This is a genomic window from Amycolatopsis sp. GA6-003, assembly GCF_046267895.1.
Taxonomy (GTDB): Bacteria; Actinomycetota; Actinomycetes; order Mycobacteriales; family Pseudonocardiaceae; genus Amycolatopsis.
On record NZ_CP176499.1, the window covers coordinates 3,186,727 to 3,207,272 of the forward strand.

Annotated in this window: 18 protein-coding genes and 1 pseudogene; 7 read left to right on the plus strand and 12 right to left on the minus strand. The window is 70.0% G+C overall.

Annotated elements, in window-relative coordinates; genetic code table 11:
- Positions 1-14: 14 nt before the first annotated feature.
- The 6 genes from F9C12_RS13910 to F9C12_RS13935 are packed head-to-tail and all read right to left on the minus strand — an operon-like array spanning position 15 to position 7,318.
- Positions 15-1,370, minus strand: a complete 1,356-nt coding sequence (locus F9C12_RS13910) for an NAD-dependent succinate-semialdehyde dehydrogenase (RefSeq protein WP_409466144.1) — start codon at positions 1,368-1,370, stop codon at positions 15-17.
- Entirely contained in the window at positions 1,367-2,071 is a 705-nt protein-coding gene (locus tag F9C12_RS13915) for a transporter (RefSeq protein ID WP_409466145.1), read from the minus strand. Before F9C12_RS13915 ends, F9C12_RS13910 begins: the two co-directional genes overlap by 4 nt.
- Positions 2,068-3,462 carry a flavin monoamine oxidase family protein gene (locus F9C12_RS13920; protein ID WP_409466146.1) on the minus strand — a complete coding sequence of 465 codons (1,395 nt, stop codon included), beginning with the start codon at positions 3,460-3,462 and terminating at the stop codon, positions 2,068-2,070. Before F9C12_RS13920 ends, F9C12_RS13915 begins: the two co-directional genes overlap by 4 nt.
- A 54-nt stretch (positions 3,463-3,516) precedes the next feature.
- Positions 3,517-4,863 (minus strand): NAD(P)/FAD-dependent oxidoreductase, encoded by a 1,347-nt coding sequence (locus F9C12_RS13925; protein WP_409466147.1) that lies wholly within the window; start codon positions 4,861-4,863, stop codon positions 3,517-3,519.
- A gap of 15 nt (positions 4,864-4,878) precedes the next feature.
- Positions 4,879-5,802 carry an alpha/beta fold hydrolase gene (locus F9C12_RS13930; protein WP_409182395.1) on the minus strand — a complete coding sequence of 308 codons (924 nt, stop codon included), beginning with the start codon at positions 5,800-5,802 and terminating at the stop codon, positions 4,879-4,881.
- Entirely contained in the window at positions 5,795-7,318 is a 1,524-nt protein-coding gene (locus tag F9C12_RS13935; RefSeq protein ID WP_409466148.1) for a flavin-containing monooxygenase, read from the minus strand. Before F9C12_RS13935 ends, F9C12_RS13930 begins: the two co-directional genes overlap by 8 nt.
- Before the next feature lie 164 nt (positions 7,319-7,482).
- Here F9C12_RS13935 and F9C12_RS13940 point away from each other — a divergent pair, with 164 nt between their 5' ends.
- A complete protein-coding gene (locus tag F9C12_RS13940; protein WP_409466149.1) occupies positions 7,483-8,718 on the plus strand; it encodes a helix-turn-helix domain-containing protein in 1,236 nt (411 codons plus the stop codon).
- A 2-nt stretch (positions 8,719-8,720) separates the two neighbouring features.
- On the opposite strand, the gene F9C12_RS13945 is transcribed toward F9C12_RS13940, so the two are convergent.
- From F9C12_RS13945 to rlmN, 3 genes are all read right to left on the minus strand, one after another.
- Positions 8,721-9,896 (minus strand): MFS transporter, encoded by a 1,176-nt coding sequence (locus F9C12_RS13945; protein ID WP_409182398.1) that lies wholly within the window; start codon positions 9,894-9,896, stop codon positions 8,721-8,723.
- 285 nt (positions 9,897-10,181) lie between these two features.
- Positions 10,182-10,460, minus strand: a complete 279-nt coding sequence (locus F9C12_RS13950) for a hypothetical protein (RefSeq protein WP_409182399.1) — start codon at positions 10,458-10,460, stop codon at positions 10,182-10,184.
- Between the two features lie 28 nt (positions 10,461-10,488).
- Entirely contained in the window at positions 10,489-11,595 is a 1,107-nt protein-coding gene (gene rlmN / locus F9C12_RS13955; RefSeq protein ID WP_409466150.1) for a 23S rRNA (adenine(2503)-C(2))-methyltransferase RlmN, read from the minus strand.
- A gap of 391 nt (positions 11,596-11,986) precedes the next feature.
- Between rlmN and F9C12_RS13960 the strand changes: the two genes are divergently transcribed.
- Both F9C12_RS13960 and F9C12_RS13965 read left to right on the plus strand, forming a co-directional pair.
- Positions 11,987-12,559 carry a papain-like cysteine protease family protein gene (locus F9C12_RS13960; RefSeq protein WP_409466151.1) on the plus strand — a complete coding sequence of 191 codons (573 nt, stop codon included), beginning with the start codon at positions 11,987-11,989 and terminating at the stop codon, positions 12,557-12,559.
- 3 nt (positions 12,560-12,562) lie between these two features.
- Positions 12,563-13,330: a hypothetical protein gene (locus F9C12_RS13965; RefSeq protein WP_409466152.1), complete on the plus strand. Its 768-nt coding sequence runs from the start codon at positions 12,563-12,565 to the stop codon at positions 13,328-13,330.
- A gap of 75 nt (positions 13,331-13,405) precedes the next feature.
- On the opposite strand, the gene F9C12_RS13970 is transcribed toward F9C12_RS13965, so the two are convergent.
- The gene (locus F9C12_RS13970; protein WP_409466153.1) at positions 13,406-14,308 is read right to left on the minus strand and encodes a LysR family transcriptional regulator; all 903 of its coding nucleotides are present in this window, start codon (positions 14,306-14,308) and stop codon (positions 13,406-13,408) included.
- Positions 14,309-14,395: 87 nt separating this feature from the next.
- On the opposite strand from F9C12_RS13970, the gene F9C12_RS13975 reads away from it, so the two are divergent.
- Entirely contained in the window at positions 14,396-15,655 is a 1,260-nt protein-coding gene (locus tag F9C12_RS13975; protein WP_409466154.1) for an aspartate aminotransferase family protein, read from the plus strand.
- A 1-nt stretch (position 15,656) separates the two neighbouring features.
- Here F9C12_RS13975 and F9C12_RS13980 read toward each other — a convergent pair whose 3' ends face one another.
- The gene (locus tag F9C12_RS13980; RefSeq protein WP_409466155.1) at positions 15,657-16,142 is read right to left on the minus strand and encodes a DUF3558 domain-containing protein; all 486 of its coding nucleotides are present in this window, start codon (positions 16,140-16,142) and stop codon (positions 15,657-15,659) included.
- 158 nt (positions 16,143-16,300) lie between these two features.
- Here F9C12_RS13980 and F9C12_RS13985 point away from each other — a divergent pair, with 158 nt between their 5' ends.
- Entirely contained in the window at positions 16,301-18,655 is a 2,355-nt protein-coding gene (locus F9C12_RS13985; RefSeq protein WP_409182406.1) for a penicillin acylase family protein, read from the plus strand.
- Here the strand turns inward: F9C12_RS13985 and F9C12_RS13990 are convergent.
- Positions 18,639-19,037: a hypothetical protein gene (locus F9C12_RS13990; RefSeq protein ID WP_409466156.1), complete on the minus strand. Its 399-nt coding sequence runs from the start codon at positions 19,035-19,037 to the stop codon at positions 18,639-18,641. The genes F9C12_RS13985 and F9C12_RS13990 overlap by 17 nt on opposite strands.
- Before the next feature lie 211 nt (positions 19,038-19,248).
- Here F9C12_RS13990 and F9C12_RS13995 point away from each other — a divergent pair, with 211 nt between their 5' ends.
- Together F9C12_RS13995 and F9C12_RS14000 are read left to right on the plus strand one after the other, a co-directional pair.
- On the plus strand, positions 19,249-20,049 hold the full coding sequence (locus F9C12_RS13995) for a sensor histidine kinase (RefSeq protein WP_409466157.1): 801 nt from the start codon (positions 19,249-19,251) through the stop codon (positions 20,047-20,049).
- Positions 20,034-20,519 (plus strand): annotated as a pseudogene (locus tag F9C12_RS14000) (LuxR C-terminal-related transcriptional regulator); the annotation flags it as partial. The gene F9C12_RS13995 and the pseudogene F9C12_RS14000, both read left to right, overlap by 16 nt.
- Between the last annotated feature and the right edge of the window lie 27 nt (positions 20,520-20,546).

The window sequence follows — 20,546 nt, forward strand, 5'->3', positions numbered from 1 at the left end:
GATTCCCCTCTGGTTCAGGCCCGAGCCGTGCGGATGAGCTTTTTGTTGGCGAACTCGTCGATCCCCGCCCGGCCGAGTTCCCGGCCGAAGCCGGACCGCTTGACCCCGCCGAACGGCAGTTCCGCGCCCTCGAGCCCGACGCCGTTGACGAAGACCATGCCCGCCTCGATCTGGTCGGCGACCCGCATCGCCTGCTCGGGATCCGTGGTGAACACGTAGGAACCCAGCCCGTACGGAGTGCTGTTGGCCAGTTCGACTGCTTCGGCTTCGGATTCCGCTCGATAGACCGTCGCGACCGGGCCGAACAATTCCTCGGCGGCGGACGGCGAATCCGACGACACCCCGGTCAGGACGCCAGGAGGAAAGAACGCGCCTTCGCGGCGTCCTTCGCCGATGAGGGTCGCGCCGTCGTCGACAGCCCGCTGCACCTGTGCTTCGAGGCGCTCCGCGGCTGCTGCCGAGGACAGCGGAGCCAGCCCGCCAGCGGTGGCGAGCACCTTTTTCGTGAATATGTCAAGGAATTCGTCGTAGAGATCGGCGACGACGATGACCCGCTTGCCCGCGTTGCAAGCCTGCCCGGCGTTCTCGAACCGGGCGTCCACCGCCGCCTGGGCGGTGGCTTCCAGGTCGGCGGAGGACAGCACGAGGAACGGGTCCGAGCCGCCCAGTTCGAGCACCGCCTTTTTGAGGTTTCGGCCCGCTTTTTCCGCGATTTCCGCGCCGGCCCGCTCGGAACCGGTGAAGGACACGCCGCGCACCCTGGGGTCGGCGATGGCGTCGGCGACCTGGTCGTTGGTCGCGTAGACGGTGCCGTAGCAGCCCTCGGGACAGCCGGCGTCGGCGAAGATGCGCTGCAGGGCCGCGGACGATTCCGGGCACTGCGGCGCGGGCTTGAGCACGATGGTGTTGCCCAGCACGAGGTTCGGCGCGGCGAACCGGGCGATCTGGTAGTACGGATAGTTCCAGGGCATGATGCCCAGCAGCGGGCCGATCGGCTGGCGGCGGATGAACGCCGTGCCCTCCCCCTCGAGCAGCTCGACGGGCTCGTCGGCGAGGAACTTGTGCGCGTTCGCGGCGTAGTACGCGTAGATCGACGCGCTGAACTCGACCTCCGCGACGGCCTCCGCCACTGGCTTGCCCATCTCCCGCTGCGCGATGCGGGCGAGTTCGCCGCTGCGCTCGTCGTGCAGGGCGGCGACGGTCCGCAGCACCTCGGCCCGCTCAGCCAGAGTGGTCTGCTTCGACCAGTCGCGGTAGGCATTCGCGGCCGCCTCGAGTGCCGACTCCATCGCCGCGTCGGTCGCGGCCGGATACTCCCGCACCAGCTCGCCGGTCGCTGGATCGACCACGGCGTACGACGGCGAGTTCATGACGCCGCACCCGCTTCCTGCGCTTTCTTCGCGCCCGAGGCCACGTTGTGGTTGTGCAGCGCGCGGTAGGCGAAGAAGTAGACGAAGCCCTGGGTGCCCCACGTCGCCAGCGCGGCGGTGTAGAAGAACGTGCGGTTCGCGTCGTCGAACGAGAAGGGGAAGAAGTCGTAGGTGATCGCGATGGTGGTGGCGGCCGCGGTGACCAGTCCGGTCCAGATCGCCGGCCATTTCGCGCCGGCGGTCCAGAGCCGCTTCACGAAGTACGCCAGGAAGCCTGCCGTGGCGAGGTTGACGACGACGTAGAACGCGGCGACCGCGAACGCACCGTGGTCGACCCAGGGGTCTTCGCCGTGGAAGTGCCGGAGGAACAACCCGGCCGCGGTGGCGAACGCGAACACGCCGATGTCGACGGCGAGGCTCGGCTTGTAGTGCCGGGTGACCCTCATCAAGCCCATGACCAGAATGAGCGTGATGCCGACCGACCGCGAGAAGGCGTCGAAGAAATACGCGATGTCGTAAAGGATGCTGCCCTCGCTGGCACCGAGCAGCGACCAGACGAGGAAGTTGCTGCCCGAAGTCGCGACGACCATCCATTCGAGGCCGAGCAGGTAATTGCCGTAGCGGCGGATGAATTTCCAGCCGAAGAAATAGCCGCAGAAAATCATCCATACGTCAGCGAGGAGGAAAAGGACGTCCTTCATCGCACCGGCACCTCCTGGAGTTCGCGCGCCGCGGCGGCCGCGACGCGCTCGGCGGCGCGCTGACCGGTCAGGACGGCGCCGTTCATGCAGCCTGCCCATTCGCCCGCCGTTTCGGTGCCCGCCCAGTGGACGCGCCCGTGCGGTTCGGTGAGGGCCGGGCCGTAAGTCGTGGTCGCGTAAGGGGCGACGGCCGGGTTCGGGCCTCCGGGAGCGAACGGTTCCGCTCCCCAGCAGTGGTCCAGGTAGTCGATGGGCGCGCTCGCCTGCGTGCCGTACAGCTGGACGAGCTGCTGGACGACCCTGCCGCGCCGGAGCTGCGGACTGAACCCGTCGAATACGCGAGGGTCGCAGAACGTCATCAAGATGCCCGGCCCGTGGACATCGGGCGAAACGTCGAAGGTGATGAACACGGTTCCGGTGTCGGTCAGTGCCTCGCCGGAAAGTCCGTTGGCCCGCCAGAACGGCTTTTCGTAGGCGACGAACGCCTTGCTCAGCACGCCCATGCGCCAGGTTTTCGCGAGTCCCTCGGCCTGTTCGGGCAGGGCCGGGTCGAATTCGATCTCGGCGCGTTGCGGCGTCGCGACGGTGACGATCGCGTACTTCGCCTTGATTTCCGCCGAATCGGTGCGCACCGTGACGCCGTGGCCGTCTTGCGAGATCCGGCGAACCGGCGTCCCGAGCACGACCCGGTCGCCCAGCTGCTCCGCGACCCGCTTCGCGATCTCCTGGGTCGTTTCGACGTACCGCTCCTGCTGCTGGCCGCCCTCCACGTCGAGCATGTGGTCCACGCCGCCCGCCGCGCGGATGTAGCGCAACGCGTGCAGCAGCGAGACGTCTCCCGGGCTGCAGCCCCACTGCACCTTGCTGACGATGGTCATCAGGGCGCGGGTGGCCGCCAGCGCGTGCTTCCGGTCGAGCCATTCGCCGAACGAGATCGCGTCGAATTCGCCGGCCTGGGGAGAATTCCAGGCCGCTTCGGCGTCGATGCTCGCGACCAGCTTGTTCAGCGCCTGCTGCACGCGGGCCATGTCGACCAGCGCCGCGGGCGAGACCGGGGGAATCGTGCCCTGGTAGGTGCGCCGCCGTCCGGCCATCCACAGCACGTTGCGGCCTTCGGCGAACTGTCCGGTCAGGGTGCACCCGGCCCGGCTCGCGAGGTCGCGGATCGCCGTGTGCCGCCGGGAGACCCAGGTCGCGCCGAGATCGACGCGCACCCCGGCGACTTCGCCGGACAGCGACCGGCCGCCGACCCGGTCGCGGCCTTCGAGGACGAGGACGGACTGGCCGGTGCTCACGAGCCGCTCGGCGGCGCTCAGGCCGGCGAACCCGGCGCCGACGACCACGACATCGACTGAAGCGACCTGGGGGCGGGTCGCTCGGGAACTCGACATGATTTCTCCTTTGCCCACGCGGCTTCGCGTGCGGTGAGAGGTGAGGGAATCGGTTCAGCGCACCCGGGCGGCCGCTCGAAGGGCCCGGCGCCGGCTGCCGTTGATCAGATCGGTGAAGCGGTCGAGCGCCCACACCATGCGCAAGCCGAGCGGGCCGACCATCGCGAAGGGAGGAAATTTCGGTTTCTCCGCCCAGATGCCGTCGAGATCCTCGTGCCGCGAGCCGTCCACGATCAGGTCGGCCAGGAGCGATCCGACGTACGGCGCCTGAGCCAATCCGTGTCCGTTGCACGCGATCGAGTAGTAGATGTCGTCCTCGAGCCGGCCGGCGATCGACAGCCAGGACGAGGTGATCGCGATCCAGCCGCCCCACGCCCGCGCCACGGCGACGTCGGCGAGCGAGGGGAACCGGGTCGCGAACGCACCGGCGAGTTCTTCGACCATCGCCCGGTCCGGGGCCTTCGCCGGCAACGGGTAAGTCTTGCCGCGCTCGACGCGCCGGACGCCGAACACGATCGTGCCCCGTGCGGTGAGCCGGTAGTGCTCCATGACCTGGTGCTGGGTGATGACGCCCGACCGGCTGGTCCAGCCCAGCGCGGCGAGCCGCTCCGGGGCGATCGGCTCGGTCTCCATCTCGATGAGCCACATCGGCACCGAAAGCCGCTTGGGGGTGATGTCCCATTCCCCCGAATACGCGTTCGTGGCGAGCACCGCCTTGTTCGCCCGCACAGTCCCGCCGGGCGTCGAGAGCACGACCTTGCCGCCGTGCCGCCGCACCTCGGTGACCTTGGTCCGTTCGAAAACCCGGGCCGAGGACGAGATCAGGGCGCGGCGCACTCCCCGGCTCAGCTTGCCCGGGTTCAGCATTCCGCCCACGGCCTCGCGCATGCCGCCGACGAAGGCGCGGGGAATGCCGAGTTCCTCGCTCGTGCCGACGCGACCGCGTCCGCCCGCGTGCCGGAGAATCGCCGCCAGGGTCCGCGTCCGGAGCATCTGCCCGTGCCCCACGGCGGCGAACGCGAGGCCGTTGGGCTCGTAGTCGCAGTCGATGCCGTGGGTCTTGATGAGGTCTTCGGCGAAGCTCGCGGAATTCTCGGCCAGCCGCACCATTCCGGGCACCTTCTTGGGATAGAAGAGGCTCAGCAGCCGGAGGTCCCCGCCCGGAACGCTCGCGATCTGGCCGCCGTTGCGCGAACTGGAGCCGTAGCCGCAGAACTCGGCCTCCAGCAGCACGACATCCTGGCCGCGCTCGGCGAGCCGCAGCGCCGTCGCCATGCCGCCCATGCCCCCGCCGACGACCGCGACGTCGCACGCGAGGTCGCCGTCGAGGCCGGGGAGAATGTCCGCGGGCGGGTCGATCCAGCCGCTGAAAGTGCTGTACTCGACGTTGTCGATCTTCATCGGGCCGCGCTCCGTTCAGGAAATCCGGGCATGGTTTCCCCCTTCGGTGACGCGCTTGGCGTGTTCCGAGACGTATTGGGTGATGGGCTCGACCAGCGCCTCGGGAATGTGGTGCCCCATGCCGGGAATGACGACGTGCTGCGCGGAGCGGATCGCCTTCACCGTCGCGGCGCCTCCGGTGGGGGCGACCAGCAGGTCCCGGTCGCCGTTGAGCACCAGGGTGGGCGCGGTGATCCGGCTCAGCTGCGCGGTCCGGTCCCCGGAGGCCTGGATCGCCTGGATCTGCCGGGCCGTGCCCTCGGCGAGGTCGCCGGCGGCGCGGTCCCAGCCGCGGGCCGCGACGGCGGCCTCGGCCGCGTCGTCGATGGGGTATCCCGTTCCGGCGATGTGGCTGGTGATCCGCAGGTGGGCGCGCACCGCCGCGGTCCTGGTCCGCGCCGGCGGGGCGGCGAGCAACCGCATCGTCGACAGCGCCGGCTGGCCGACCTTCTTCGCGCCCGTGGTCGAGAAGATCGAGGTCAGGGAGAGGACTCGCGCGGGTTCGGCCGCCGCGACCGTCTGCGCGATCATCCCGCCCATGGACCGGCCGACCAGGTGCACCCGGCTGATCCCGAGGTGGTCGAGAACACCGAGCGCGTCGGAGGCCATGTCCGCCAGCGAATAGGCGTCGCCGCGGGGACGGGCGAGCAGCTGACGCCACAGCGCGGGCGGCGGGGCGGCCACGAAGGTGGACTGGCCGACGTCGCGGTTGTCCATCGTGACGACGCGGAAACCCCGAGCCACCAGGGAATCGACGAACGAGACGGGCCAGAACGTGAGGTCCTCGCCCAGCCCGGCGACGAGCAGGATCGCCGGGTCGGCCGGGTCGCCGTGGTCGCGGAAGCAGATCGTGATGCCGGACGGCAGCGCGGCGTACTGGTCGGGGTTCTCCTCAGACACGGGCCGACCGCCTCTCCCCGGGCGCCACCGCCGGCCGGGCGGCGCCGAACTCGAGGTGCTCGTCGGCGACCGGGCCGCGCAGCGCCTTGGCGTCCTCCGGGTAGGACATCGCCATCCGCCACGGGGCCGCCTGCCCCTGTTTGGGCAGCCGTTTCTCGGCGCGCTTGGCGTAGCCGGCCTTCAGGTCCATGACCGGCCGGTGCGGCATCCCCGGCGACGCGACCGCGACCACGCGGTCGTAGCCGCGGGCGTCCATGTGCCGGACCAGATCGATGAAGTAGCGGCACATCAGGCTCACCTTGAGCGTCCAGGACGAGGTCGTGTAGCCGATCGCCATCGCCCAGTTGGGAATCCCGCTCAGCAGCATCCCGCGGTAGGAGACCGAGTCCGCGATGTCGACCTCGCGCCCGTCGACCACGATCGGCATGCCGTCGAACAGCCGCAGGTTGAGCCCGGTCGCGGTGACGATGATGTCGGCTTCCAGCTCCTCGCCCGATTCCAGCACGATGCCGCGCTTGCTGAACCTCGTGATGGCGTCGGTGACGACGGAAGCGGTGCCGGCCTTGAGCGCGTCGAAGAAGTCTCCGTCCGGTGCCACGCACAGCCGCTGGTCCCACGGGTCGTAGGGCGGGTTGAAATGCTTGTCGACGTCGAATCCCTTGGGCAGCCGCTTGAGGTTCTCGCGCCGGATCAGCGCTCGCCCGAGCTTCGGGAACGCCCGCAGGCCTTTGACCGTCCCGTGTTCGACCCAGATGTTCTTGAACCTCGTCGCGGCGTATCCGCGCTTTTCTCCCAGCAGCTTCGTGAGAAGCGCGGCGACCCGGTCGACGCGGGGCAGCGCCATGATGTAGGTGGGCGTGCGCTGCAGCATCGTGACGTGCTGAGCGGTGCCTGCCATCGCGGGCACCAGCGTCACCGCGGTCGCGCCGCTGCCGATGACGACGACCTTTTTGCCGCGGTAGTCGAGGTTTTCGGGCCAGTGCTGCGGATGGACGATCGTCCCCGCGAAGTCTTCGCGCCCGGGGAACTCCGGGGTGAACCCCTTGTCGTACCGGTAATAGCCGGTGGCGGCGAACACCCACCTCGCCCGGATCGTCTTCGTCGTGGCCGATCCCGAGGCGGGATCCGAGACCTCCACGAGCAGCGTCCACCGCGAGTCCACTGTGGACCATTCCGCCCGCACGACCCGGTGGCGCAGCCGGATCAGCCGCCCCAGGTCGTTCTCCTCCACGGTTTCCTGGAGGTACTCCCGGATGAGCGGAGCGTCGGCGATCGCCGACTCGTGCCGCCACGGCTTGAACTCGTACCCGAAGGTGTGCAGGTCCGAATCCGACCGGATGCCCGGGTAGCGGAAAAGATCCCAGGTGCCGCCGATGTTGTCGCGGCCCTCCAGCACGACGAGCGATTTTCCGGGCAGTTCCCGGCTGAAATAGGTCGCCGCGCCGATTCCGGAGATTCCGGCTCCGATGACGACGACGTCGAATTCCTCGACCGCGTCGGACACCTCAGCTGTCATGTCTGCCTCTCCTCGCTGAGCCGGCTGCTGATGAGGCTTCACTGTCGCCAGCCGCGACGCCGGTCACAACGACAGCGAGCACCGGCTTCGCCCGGAGCCGGTGCACGATGCACTCCCCCGGCACAGGCCGTGCCGACTCGCCGGGCGCGAGGCACACTTCGGGGATGGAAGAGCTGTGGCCCCCGCCGCCCCCCGAGGTCGCCGAGGCGATCCGGTCCGTGTGCCAGCGACTCCTGGCGGACGCGGAAGCGCTGGTCGACGCCGTCACCAGGTCCACCCGCCGGGCGCCGTACAACCCGGCGGTGCTCACCGACGCGTCGCTGGGCGAGGAGGACCGCGAACTCAACCGCTCGGATCTCGTCCAATGGCTGACCTCGAACATCCAGCGCCCGGGACAGCGGGTGGAGCCTTACCTCGGCCCGAGGATCACCGCGTACATCGGCGATCTCGCCGCCCGCGGGATCGCGCCCGACTTCGCCGAGGGGTGGCGGGCGGCGCTGGGGCTCGGCTGGCGGCGGTGGCTGGAGGAATGCACGGCGCACTGCGCGGACCGCGAACTTCTCGTAGGCGTACTGGACGTGTCGGCGAAGTCGATGTTCCAGTACGCCCTCGACTCGGTCGCGACCCTGCGCGAGGCCAGCCTCGCCGCGGCGATGGGCAACGCGGACGCCGAGGCGATCTCCCTGATCCAGATGATCGCCAGCGGGGCGCCGATGTCCGAGGATTTCGCCGAGGGCCGCCTGCGCTACCGGATGGCGCGGTGGCACGTGGGCCTCGTGCTGTGGGTCGACGATCCCGGCCAGCAGGACGCGCTGGACCACGCGACCGCGTCGCTGCGCTCCGCGGACGCGGACCGGAGCACGCTGGTCGCCCGGGCCAGTGCCACCTCGCGCTGGATCTGGCTGTCCGGAGCGGAGACCCCGGACCTGCACCCGGCCGAGAAGATCGTGACGACGGCCGACGACGTACGCGTCGCGGCGGGGAGGCCGGGCCGCGGGCTCGACGGATTCCGGTCCAGCCACCAGGATGCTCTCGCGGCACAGGCGCTGATCGTCCGGCTCGGCTCCGACCGGCGGTTCACGGCCTACGCCGACGTCGAGCTGATCGACGCCCTCACGAAAGACCGAGCCAGCGCCCGCCGGTTCGTCGTCCACACTCTCGGCCCGCTGGCCGAAGCCGATCCGGCGCTACGGCAGGCACTCCTCACCTACGTGCAATGCGGTTTCAACACCACGCGCGCGGCCGCGAACCTCTACGCCCACCGCAACACCGTCGAACGGCGAGTCTCGCGCGCCAACGAGCTGTCGGTCGTCAAGGTCGAGAACAATCCCACCCATGTCGCGGCCGCGCTGCTGGTGCTGGACATCGCGCCGGAAGTCATGACGGCCAGCCCCAGCTGAACCTACGAGTTCTCCAGCTTCCGGAACCAGTGCAGTGCCGGAAGCGCCAGCAGGGTCGCCCCGGCGAGCCCCGCGAACGCGAGAGCCGGGCTGGCGACGAGGAAACCGACTGCCGTCGCCAGCACCACTCCGCCCAGATTGCCCGCCATCCAGATGAGCCCGGCGGCAGTGCTCTCCGCGTCGAGGGCGTGCCGTTCGCTCAGCGAAAGCACGATCGGCAACGCCGGCAGCAGCACGAAACCGGTCCCCAGCAACGCGAGGAAGGCCATCGGGACGCTCGGCACCAGTGCCAGGTGCAGGCAGGCCACGGCCGTGAACGCGATCCCCGCGCCCATGAGCCCGACCTCGCGGCCCCGCCGGTCCGCCCACACCGGCACGACCGCGCAGCCGAGCACCCCGGCGATCATGGTGCCCGCGAGAATGAGCCCGGCGGTGGATTCCGGGATTCCGGCCGGCGCCAGCAGCGGTTGCGCGAACGTCGCGAGCGCGATGAACGTGCCCATCGGGATGGCGACGACCGCGCACAACCGGCGGACGTAGCGATTCCCGAACGCCGCGCGGAAAGCCCGCAGGCCACCACTGGGGCTGGCCTGCGCCGGTGGCACGCGCAGTGCTCCGACCACACACAGCCCGGCGTCCAGTGCGATCAGCGCGGTGATCAGCGTGAGGGTGCGAATGTGACCCTCACCAGGCAAGAACGCGCCGAGCAGATAGCCGAGAACCATGCCGCCGAAGGTCGCCGAGGACGCGACGGCAATGCCCGTGGCACGGTCCTTCGCGGCCAGGTACCCCACGGCGAGACCCGGGATGGCGTTGAGGACGAACGGCTGGCCCGCCGCGGCGACGACCTGCCCGATGAAGGCCCAGGTGAAGTCGTCGCCGACCAGCCGCAGGAACGCTCCCGAAGCGGTCAGGACCGCCCCGAGGATCAGCGCCGGCCGGAGAAACCGGTCGAGCGCGATCCCCGCGGGAATCGCGAGAACCACGTAGATCAGCGGGAAAACCTGAGACAGCCAGCCGATATCGCTGACGGAAACGCCGAAATGCCGGGCGGCGTCCGCGGTCACCGGCGCGTAGTTCACGAAAAGCGCCTGGCTCGCGACCGCCAGCATCCCGAAGGCGAGAAAGACCGTCCACCGGCTCTTCGCCTGCTCCCGCACCCGCGGGATTTCGCGCACGACCCGGACTTTTCGGCGCGGAGCGGACAGACCGTACGAAGCGTCGCGCCTGCGGACGGAGCTTCCGATCACAACAGTGGCGACCGCGACCACGCCTGCGGCGGCAGCACCACGCACTCGTCGTTGAGGGGGCATCTGGGTGTCCTTGTCGCTCGAACGTGAGGCCCCACTGTCGCCATCGCGTTCGCGCTTGGGTACGACACCCCGCACCCCGATTCGCGCCGAGTGGTGCACCCGGCACCATCCCCCGCGGCGCGCTTCACCGCCCGCCGGTGCCCGCGACGGTCAGCGACCCAGCCAGGGTGCGAGCAGCTTCTCCAGCGCGTCGTCCGACAACGCGGCCGCTCCGCCGTGGAATTCGTGCCACCGGGCGGCCTCGCGGGCCGCGTGGTAGTCCACCTCGAACGCGCGCATCAGGACGTAGGTGAAGCTTCCCGAATCGAACCGCTCGCCCAGCAGGGTGCGGGCCGTCCGGGCCACGTCCACCGCGGTCTGGCGGCCGTTGACGTCAGCCAGCTTCAGTTCCTCAGCCGCCGGATCGAGCAGGCTCGGCGCACACAACAAGACAACTACTCCACTCTGAACTGTTAGCTCAACCTTCGGCGGCGAGCTGCCCGCAGGCCGCCGCGATGTCCTGACCGCGCGTATCCCGCACCGTGCAGGCGACGCCGCCCGCGTTGACCAGCCGCACGAACTCGCGCTCCACCGGCTTCGGCGATGCATCCCACTTACTGCCCGGCGTCGGATTCAACGGAATCACGTTCACGTGCACCAACTGGCCCAAGTGCTTCCGCAGCCGCTTCGCCAGCAACTCCGCCCGCCACGGCTGGTCGTTGATGTCCCGGATCAATGCGTACTCGATCGACACTCGACGGCCGGACGTATCGGCGTAATACCGGGCGGCGGAGAGAACCTCATCCACCGACCAACGATTGTTCACCGGCACCAGCGTGTCCCGCAGCTCATCGTCCGGCGTGTGCAACGACACCGCCACCCGAACCTGCATCCGCTCGTCCGCCAGCCTCCGGATCGCCGGAGCCAGACCCACCGTCGACACCGTCACCGAACGCTGACCAATCCCCAGGCCACCCGGCGCGGGATCAGTGATCCGGCGCACCGCCGCCACCACCCGCTTGTAGTTCGCCAGCGGTTCGCCCATGCCCATGAAGACGATGTTCGACAACCGTCCCGGGCCGCCGGGCATCGAACCGTCTCGCATGACCGCGGCGGCGTCGCGGACCTGGTCCACGATTTCCGCGGTCGAGAGGTTGCGGTCGAGGCCGCCCTGGCCGGTCGCGCAGAACGGGCACGCCATTCCGCAGCCGGCCTGGCTGGAGATGCACAGCGTCGCGCGGTCCGGGTAACGCATGAGCACGCTTTCCAGCAGCGTCCCGTCGTGCGCGCGCCACAGGGTCTTGCGGGTCGCGCCGCCGTCCGCGGCCAGTGCGCGGACCTCGGTGAGCAGCGGCGGCATCAGGTCCGCCACGAGCTTCTCGCGCGAGGCGGCCGGGATGTCGGTCATCTCCGCCGGGTCGACGGTGAGCCGCGAGAAGTAGTGGTTCGACAACTGCTTGGCGCGGAACGCCTTCTCCCCCAGCGCGACGACAGCCTCGGCTCGCTCGGCCACCGTGAGGTCGGCGAGATGGCGCGGCGGCAGGCCGCGCTTGGGCGCGTCGAAAACAAGAGGGAGGGCAGTCATGACCGATCAAGTGTCTCATACCCCCGAAACCGGCGCTCCTCCCCCTCGCGCGCGGCGGGCGGACCGGGGCAGCGGCCCGACCTGGCGCGATCCGGCCGCCGGGTCGCCGGATCGGCCGCCGACGAACGACGGGCGCGGTTCAACGGAAAAACACCCTACGAAAGTCGGATTGCCGAATGCTTTCCGGAATGAATTGCCTTATAGTCGACGCCGGGCGCGCACATAATCGACCGGCGTAGAAATATCGCCGCCGCGGGAACAGCAACGGAATACCGCCGTTCGTCGGTAGTCTCCGCAAACTTCGCGCGCGTAGCGTTCCGGGCGCATCGCTCCCCTTCCCCACCGGTCCGGGAATTCCCCGGCCCGGCCGGGCTTCCCCATTGGAGGACCCGTGAAAGTGCCTTCTTCGATTCTGCGCGCGATAGCGGCGGTCGCCGCCGCCGCGACGGCCGCGCTCGCCGTTCCCGCCGCCGCGGACGCGGGAGAAACGAACATCTCGATGCAGGCCCAGCAGAAAGACCAGTGGTGCTGGGACGCCAGCGGCAACACCATCGCCGCGTTCTGGGGCTATTCCCTGACCCAGACCCGGTTCTGCCAGATCGCGCACAACGAATCCGGCAGCGACTGCGCCAACCGGCAGGGCTATCTCAGCGACCAGCAAAGAGTTTTCCGCTACCTCGGCTTCCGCAACGCCGGCAGCTACAATTCCAACGGATACCGGCTCTCGTTCTCCGGCATCAAGAACCAGATCGACGCCGGGCAGCCCATCGGCACCCGGATCGGCTGGACGTCGGGCGGCGGCCACATGCACGTCCTCTACGGCTACGACGACTCCGACGGCAACATCGTCGAATACGGCGACCCGTGGCCGTCGAACAACCGCTACAACTCCATGAACTACAGCTACTACGTCTCCAACAACCAATTCGCCTGGACCCACACCGTCTACGGAATGGTGGGCTGACTCATGCTGCGAACCATCCTCCGCACCACCGTCGCATCGGGAGCCATCGCCGCCGCGGTGTTCGCCGCGAACCCGGCGTCCGCCGCCGAATCGCCGACCGGACCGTCCCCGTCGGACACCGCGGCGATCTCCGGCCTGCTCGCCAGCCCGGACACCGCCGCCCGTCTCGCGCACACGAAGTTCCCCGGCGCGGCGCCGGCAGCCGCGCACGCCACCCGCGCCGCGGCCGACGCCACCACGCAGATCCCGGTCTACGAACCGACCGCGGCCTTCATCGCTGGCGAATCGGACGTCCCCGCCGCACTCGCCTACGTCGCCTCCCCCGCCCATCTCGCCGACGGCCGCGCCGCGACCGTGTGGGCGCAGCCCAGCAAGGCCGGGTGGCAGGTCGTCAACGTCGCCTCGGGCAACGACGAACAGGTCCACGCGGCGGCCGCGCACGGCGGCTACCTGCTGCACGAACCGCAGGTCAACGCGTGGTACTCCGTCGCCGGCAACACCGTGACCGTCCTCGACGGCGCGGTCTCCGGCGTCCCGGCGGGCACCCGGGTGACCTTGGCGGCCTACCGGGCCGAACTGCAGAAACGCTACGGCGACAAGCTGCCCGGCTCGACCTACGACAAGACCGGCGCGGGCGGCGGCTACGCCGTGAACGCCCCGAACACCGACGGGGACGGAAGCCCGGCCATCGCGCTCTCCATCGGCGGAGCGGCCGCGGCAGCCGCGGGCGGCGCGTTCCTCCTGCGCCGCCGTTCCCAGCACAGCGAGTGATTCCTCCCGGCAGGGGCGTCCCCCAGCGCCCCTGCCGGGCTCTCCCCGCCGGAGCCGGCGAAGAGCAGAACTCCCTTAAGCCTGTTCCACCATCGCCGGAAGCTCGACCGGTTGCCGCAGCGCGTCGAGCACCGCGTTCACCGCCGCCCGCCGCGGCGAACCCCGCCGGGTGACCGCGACGATCGTGCGCGTCACCGGCGTCGCCAGCGCCCTCGTCGCGACCCGATACCGCGGATCCACCGCCAGCCCGGGCAGCAACGCGATCGACAGCCCGGCCTCGACGTGCTGCAAGGTCATCAGGTAATTGCTGAACCGGCACGCCACGCGCGGCTCGAACCCCGATTCCCGGCAGAGCCGCAGCGTCAGATTCGCCATGTACGACGGGGGAATGTCGAGCGCCCACGGTTCGCCCGCGTAGTCCGCGAGCACCGCCGGTCCGGGCGGTTCCGGCCGGTCGAGCGCGGTGACCAGCACGATCGGATCGGTCGCCAGCCGGATGATCTCGAGATCGGGGCCCAGCGGCAGGTCGGCGAAGTCGGTCGTGGTGATGACGACGTCGCTGTCGCCCGCCCGCAGCGCGGGGACGCTTTCGTGCGGTTCCCGTTCCGCCAGTTCGGTTTCCAGCCGCGGATAAGTCCGCGCGAGCCGGGTCGCGGCGGGCACGGCGAAGGTGTGGATCGCGCTCTGGAACGCGCCGATCCGCACCAGCCCGGCCGGTTCGTCGCCGCGCAGTTCGGCCTCGACCGCGTCGAGATGGTCGAGGATCGCGCGCGCCTGCCGGGCCAGCTTCTCCCCGGCGGGAGTCAACCGGACGCGGCGGCCGGTGCGTTCCAGCAGCCGGGTGCGGGTTTCGGTCTCCAGCAGCGCGAGCTGATGCGACACCGTCGAAGCGCTGAGATTCACGTCCTGCGCCACCGCGCGAACCGTGCCCAGCACCGCGAGCCTGCTCAACAGCCGCAGCCGCCACGGGTTCAACATGCCCCCATCGTTGTTCGATCCCATCGCACAAGCAAGCAGAAACTGTGAGATGGACGCGGCGCTCGGACCGGCTCTACCGTCGAAGACATGGCCACCGACACCTTCTGGTCCGACGTCGACCGGCACCTCGTCCGCTACGCCGGCCCCGGCTCGTTCACCGGCGAGATCATCGACCGCGCCGAGGGGAGCTTCGTCTTCACCGAGGACGGACGGCGGATCCTCGACTTCACGTCCGGGCAGATGAGCGCGATCCTCGGGCACGCGCATCCGGAGATCGTCGAGACCGTCCGGAAGCAGGCGGCGAAGCTCGACCACCTGTTCAGCGGGATGCTGAGCCGTCCGGTGGTCGACCTCGCCCGGCGGCTGGCCGAAACACTGCCGGACCTGCTGGAGAAGGCGCTGCTGCTCACCACCGGCGCCGAGTCCAACGAGGCCGCGCTGCGGATGGCCAAACTGGTGACCGGCAAGCACGAGGTCGTCTCGTTCGCCCGGTCCTGGCACGGGATGACGCAGGCCGCGGCGAGCGCCACCTACAGCGCGGGCCGCAAGGGCTACGGTCCGGGCGCGCCCGGCAACTTCGCGATTCCGGTGCCCAGCGGGCCGGACTGGCCGCAGCAGCTGGACCTGGCGTTCGACCTGATCGACGCGCAGTCGGTCGGCAGCCTCGCCGCCTGCCTGGTCGAGCCGATCCTCAGCTCCGGCGGAATTCTCGTGCCGCCGCCGGGCTATTTCCCCGCGCTGCAACGGAAATGCCGGGAACGCGGCATGCTGCTGATCCTCGACGAGGCGCAGACCGGGTTGTGCCGCACCGGAACCTGGTACGCCTTCGAGCACGACGGCGTGGTCCCGGACATCCTCACGGTGTCCAAAACGCTCGGTGCCGGTCTGCCGTTAGCCGCGGTGCTGACGAGCGCGGAAATCGAGCAGGAAGCCCACGAACGCGGGTACCTGTTCTTCACCACGCATGTCTCGGATCCGCTCCCGGCCGCGGTCGGAAACACTGTCCTGGACGTGCTGCTCCGCGATCGCCTGGACGAACGCGCCCGCCAGCTCGGCGACCGGCTGCGCACCGGGCTGGAGGAAATCGCGGCGCGGCACGAGGCGGTCGGCGAGATCCGCGGCCGTGGCCTGCTCGCCGGACTGGAACTGAGCGGCGGCGGACCGGACGCGGACAAGCTCGGCGCGCGCGTGACGCAGCGGTGCCTCGAACTCGGGCTGCACCTGAACATCGTGCAGCTGCCCGGCATGGGCGGGGTGTTCCGGATCGCGCCGCCGCTGACCGCCGCCGACGGCGAGATCGACCTCGGACTGTCCATTCTGGACGAGGCGATCGGGGACGTCTCGTAGCTCAGCGCGGGATGCGGCCCGCGATCGCGGTCGCCGCCTTCGTGCCGATGTCGCAGGTGTCCGCGGTGACGGTCACCACCTCGTGCGTCGTTACCGCGAGGAGGACCGCGCAGGTGCTGGCACCCGGGGCGGCGACCTCGATCGTGCCCGCCGGGTACCCGGCGATGTCGGGGATCGGCTTGACCGTCGGGTTCTTGAACAGGCCGAAGTAGCCCTTGAGATCGACCTCGGAGATGAAGATCCCGTAGCCGCTGCCCTGGCACCAGCGGCCGACGGTCTTGGCCGCGGCACCGCTCTTCTGGCTGAGTTCGGGCACGTCGGCGGGCTTGAGCAGGCTGCACGGGTCGGTGTTCGCGAGCGGGGTGTCGGACTTGCCGTCCGGCGCGGCACCGCGGTCGGAGGTCCGGACCGTCTGGTCGCCTCCCTCGGTGCTGCCGCCGCAAGCCGCGAGCCCCAGCACACCGGCCAGGACCACAGCGGCCGGCACTGCCACATTGCGCATCGATTCCCCCGGGGTTCGGTCTGTGCAGGGACAGTACGGCACCCGGAGTCCGGTTCCCCCTACTCCTCCCGGTTCAGGGGTGGGTCCCCGTACCGGCCGCGATTAGCGTGCGCGGGGTCAACACTGCTGCCGGGGGTGGGGAAATGCGGTCCAAAGCTACCGTCCTGATACTCGTTCTGACGCTGCTCGGCACCGCCCCAGCCGCGGCCTCCACGAGCACCGTCGCGCTCGACGGTCTCAGCCGTCCGGTCGACCTGCTCGTCGACAAATGGGGCGTCCCGCACATCTACGCCGCCAACACCTCGGACCTGTTCTACGCACAGGGATTCACCGTCGCCCGCGACCGGCTCTTCCAGCTCGACACGTGGCGCCGCCGAGGGCTCGGGTTGCTCAGCGAGGTGCTCGGCGAGTCCTATGTGGACCAGGACCGCGCCGCCCGGCTTTTCCTCTACCGCGGCGATATGCAGCGGGAATGGGCCGCCTACGGTCCCGAGGCCAAACTCGCCGCCACCCGGTTCGCCGAGGGGATCAACTCCTACGTCGACTGGCTCGCCAAGCACCCCGAAGCCGTCCCGCCGGAGTTCGGCAGGCTCGGGTACCAGCCGTCGCGCTGGCGGCCCGAGGACGTCGTCCGCATCCGCACGCACGCGATCGGCGAGAACCTCACGTGGGAGGTCGTCCGCGCGCAAATGGTGTGCCAGGCCGGGCCGAAGGCGAGCAAATACCTCCGCAGCCTGCACCCCGACCACGAGGCCGCGGTACCCGAAGGCCTCGATCCCTGTTCCGTCCCCGGCGACGTGCTTTCCGTCTACAACAAGGCGACCGCGGCCGTCACGTTCCCCCACGGCGTCGCCGGGTCGCAGGACATCGCCGACGCCACCAGCGGCAGCAACTCGTGGGCGATCGGCCCCGGCCGCACCGCCACCGGACGGCCGATCCTCGCCAGCGACCCGCACCGCCGCTCCGACTCGCTGCCGTCCGGCCGTTATGTCGCCCAGCTTTCCGCGCCCGGGCTGAACCTCACCGGCGCGGGCGAACCGTGGAACCCGGGCATCGCCATCGGGCACAACGATTCCGTCGCCTTCGGCCTGACGAACCTGCCGGTCGACCAGACCGACCTCTACGTCTACGACCTCGACCCCGCCGACCACGGCCGGTACCGCTACCGCGGCGGCTGGGAGCCGATCACCAAGATCACCGAAACCATCCCGGTGCTCGGCGGCCAGCCGGTGACCCGCGAACTGTCCTTCACCCGGCACGGCCCGATCGTGAAGGTCGACGAGGCGGCCCACCGGGCGTTCGCCGTGCGCACCGCGTGGACCGAACCGGGCAGCGCGGCGTATCTCGGCAGCCTGAACTACCAGCGGGCCCGCGACTTCAGCGAGTTCACCGCCGGAATGCGCACCTGGGGCACGCCCGGGTCGAACCTCGTCTACGCCGACGTCCACGGCGACCTCGGCTACGTCCCCGGCGCGCTGACCCCGCGCCGCACCGGGACCGGATACGACGGCCTGCTGCCCGTCCCCGGCGACGGCCGCTACGAGTGGAACGGCTTCCACGCCAACTCCGAGCTCCCGTGGCAGCACAACCCGCCTGCCGGATTCTTCTCCTCCGCCAACGACTACAACCTCCCGCCGAACTTCCCGGTGGTGTCCAACTACGAATGGCAGCTGCCGTACCGCAAGGAGCGGATCGACGAGCTGATCACGTCGACGCCGCGCGCCCGCGTCGCCGATTCGCTCGCCATCCAGCGCGACGAAAAATCCTTGCTGGCCACGCGGCTCGTCCCGTTCCTGCGGAATCTCTCCTCGACGGACGCGGACACCGCGAAAGCGCTCGACCTGCTGCGCGGTTTCGACGGCTTCGCCTCGGTGGATTCCGCGCCCGCCGCGCTGTACGAAACCTGGCTGCTGAAGTACCTCCACAGCGGCTGGGCGCACGCGACGCTCCCGCAAGCCGCCGCGGACATCCTCTCCAGCACCATCAATCCGGACTTCAGCCTCGTGCTCGCGTCCTTCGCCGACCCGGACGCGTGGTTCGGCCCGGGCGGCGCGGCCAAACGCGACAAGCTGATCCTCGACACCCTCCCGCTCGCTTTCCGCGACGTCGCCGGAAAACTCGGTGGCGACCCGGCGAAATGGCGCTGGGGCTCGCTGCAGTACCAGGAGTTCGTGCACCCGGCGGGAGGCCCGAACGTCGGCCCGAACCCGGCAGGCGGCGACTACCAGACCGTCCACCCGTCGTTCTTCCATCCGTTCACCTACCAGCAGCTCAACGGCGCGACCTTCAAAATGGCGCTCGACGTCGGCAATTGGGACGCGTCGCGGGCGATCAACGCGCCCGGCCAGTCCGGCGACCCGCGCAGCCCGCACTACCGCGACCTGAACGACCTGTGGGCGTCCGGCGGCTCGTTCCCCTTGCTGTCGAGCCGCCCGGCCGTCGAACGCAACCTCGACACCCGCATCCGGCTGATCCCGCGGGTCACTTCGGGAAGGTAGCCCGCGACCGGACGAGCGGAACCGCCGCGCCCGCCAGCACGATCGCGCAGCCGGTCTGCGCCAGCAGGAACCAGAGCGGGCACACGCCGGGGATCAGGTCGACGCCGACGATCGCGACCGGCGCGACGATCGCGACGAACCGCATCCGCTCGTAAGCCTTGCGCGATCCCCGTGTCGCGGCCGAAACCAGCCACCACGCGACCGCGGCGCTGACGGCCACCACCCCGGACCGGATCCACATGAAGCTGGACACCTCTCCGCCGGAGAGGGCCAGCACCGCGATCGCGCCGAGCACGACCGCGCTCACCGCTCCGTAAGCCACGACGAACCCCTTCGCCAAGCCGAGCAAGTCCCGTGCGGCGGGGCGTTCGATGGTCTGCATCACTGTTCTCCCTTGTGGTTTCCCGTTGTGCCAGCAACGCTAGGAAGCCGCGGCCGGGTCCGGTATGGGCCTGGCCGCTTGAGCAGGTGGGCCTGGACCCACTCCTGTCCTCGGGTGGCGGGAATCCGGCGGTTCGTGGTGCACAGTGGACCGGGAAGCCAGAGGGACAAGGGGACGAACCGATGCGAGTACTGCGGTCCTGGTCGCGCTCGTGCCGCTGGCCGGCGTCGTCGCGGCCTTCCTGGCACTGACGAACCTCCCGAGCGGCTACGCGGCCGGTCTGCTGGTCACGATCGCGACCGCGCCGTACGCGTGGCGGAGCGTCGCTCCGGTGGCCACCCGGTTCCTGGGCGCGTCCGCGACCATGGAGCTGGCCGACCGGGTCGACACCCTGACGGCGTTGCGCGCGGACACGACCATCGCGCAAGCCGCGGAAATCCGCCGTATCGAAAGGGATCTGCACGACGGCGCGCAAGCCCGGCTGGTCGCGCTCGGCCTCGCGCTGGCGACCGCGGAGAAGCTGATGGAGACGAATCGCGAGCAGGCCAAGGAATTGCTGCGCGACGCCCGGGCCGGCGCGGCCACGTCGCTCGCCGAATTGCGCGAGCTGGTCCGCGGCATCAGCCCGCCGGTGCTGAACGAACGCGGTCTCGTCGACGCGGTCCGCGCGATGGCGATGGACCTGCCGCTCGACGTGACCGTGGAAGCCGATCTGCCCCGTCCGCTCGATCCGCCGATCGAATCCGCGCTGTACTTCGGAATCGCCGAATTGCTCGCCAACGCGGTGAAGCACGCCCACGCGGCGCGGGTGCGGGTTTCCCTGTTGCAGGAAGGAAACCGGCTGTGTGCCGAGGTCGAGGACGACGGCCGCGGCGGGGCCGAAATCCGCCCGGCAGGCGGACTCGCCGGACTGCGCCGCCGCCTCGCGGTCTTCGACGGCACCGTGGAGATCACCAGTCCGGAAGGCGGGCCGACCCGAGCGTGGATGATGGTGCCCTGCGCATCGTCGTAGCCGAGGACCTCTACCTGCTGCGGGACGGGCTCGTCCGGCTCCTGCAGGCGTACGGCCACGAGGTGGTGGCGACCGCGACGACTGGTCCGGAAACCGTCGCCGTGGTCGACGTCCGGATGCCGCCGACGCAAACCGACGAGGGCCTGCGTGCGGTGCTCGCCGCGCGCCGCGAGACGCCCGGGCTGCCGGTGCTGATCCTGTCGCAGCACGTCGAGCAGCTCTACGCCCGCGAGCTGCTAGCCGACGGGGCCAGCGGCGTCGGATATCTGTTGAAGGACAGCGTTTTCGAGGCCGAACAGTTCATCGACGCCCTCGAACGCGTCGCGGCCGGCGGCACGGCGATGGACCCGGCGGTGGTCTCGAAACTGCTCACGAGCGGATCACCGGATCAGCGCCTCGGCTCGCTGACCGAACGCGAGCGTTCGGTGCTGGAGCTGATGGCGGAAGGCCTGTCCAACGCGGCCATCGCCGGCTGACCTACCTCAACTCGTGAGTGT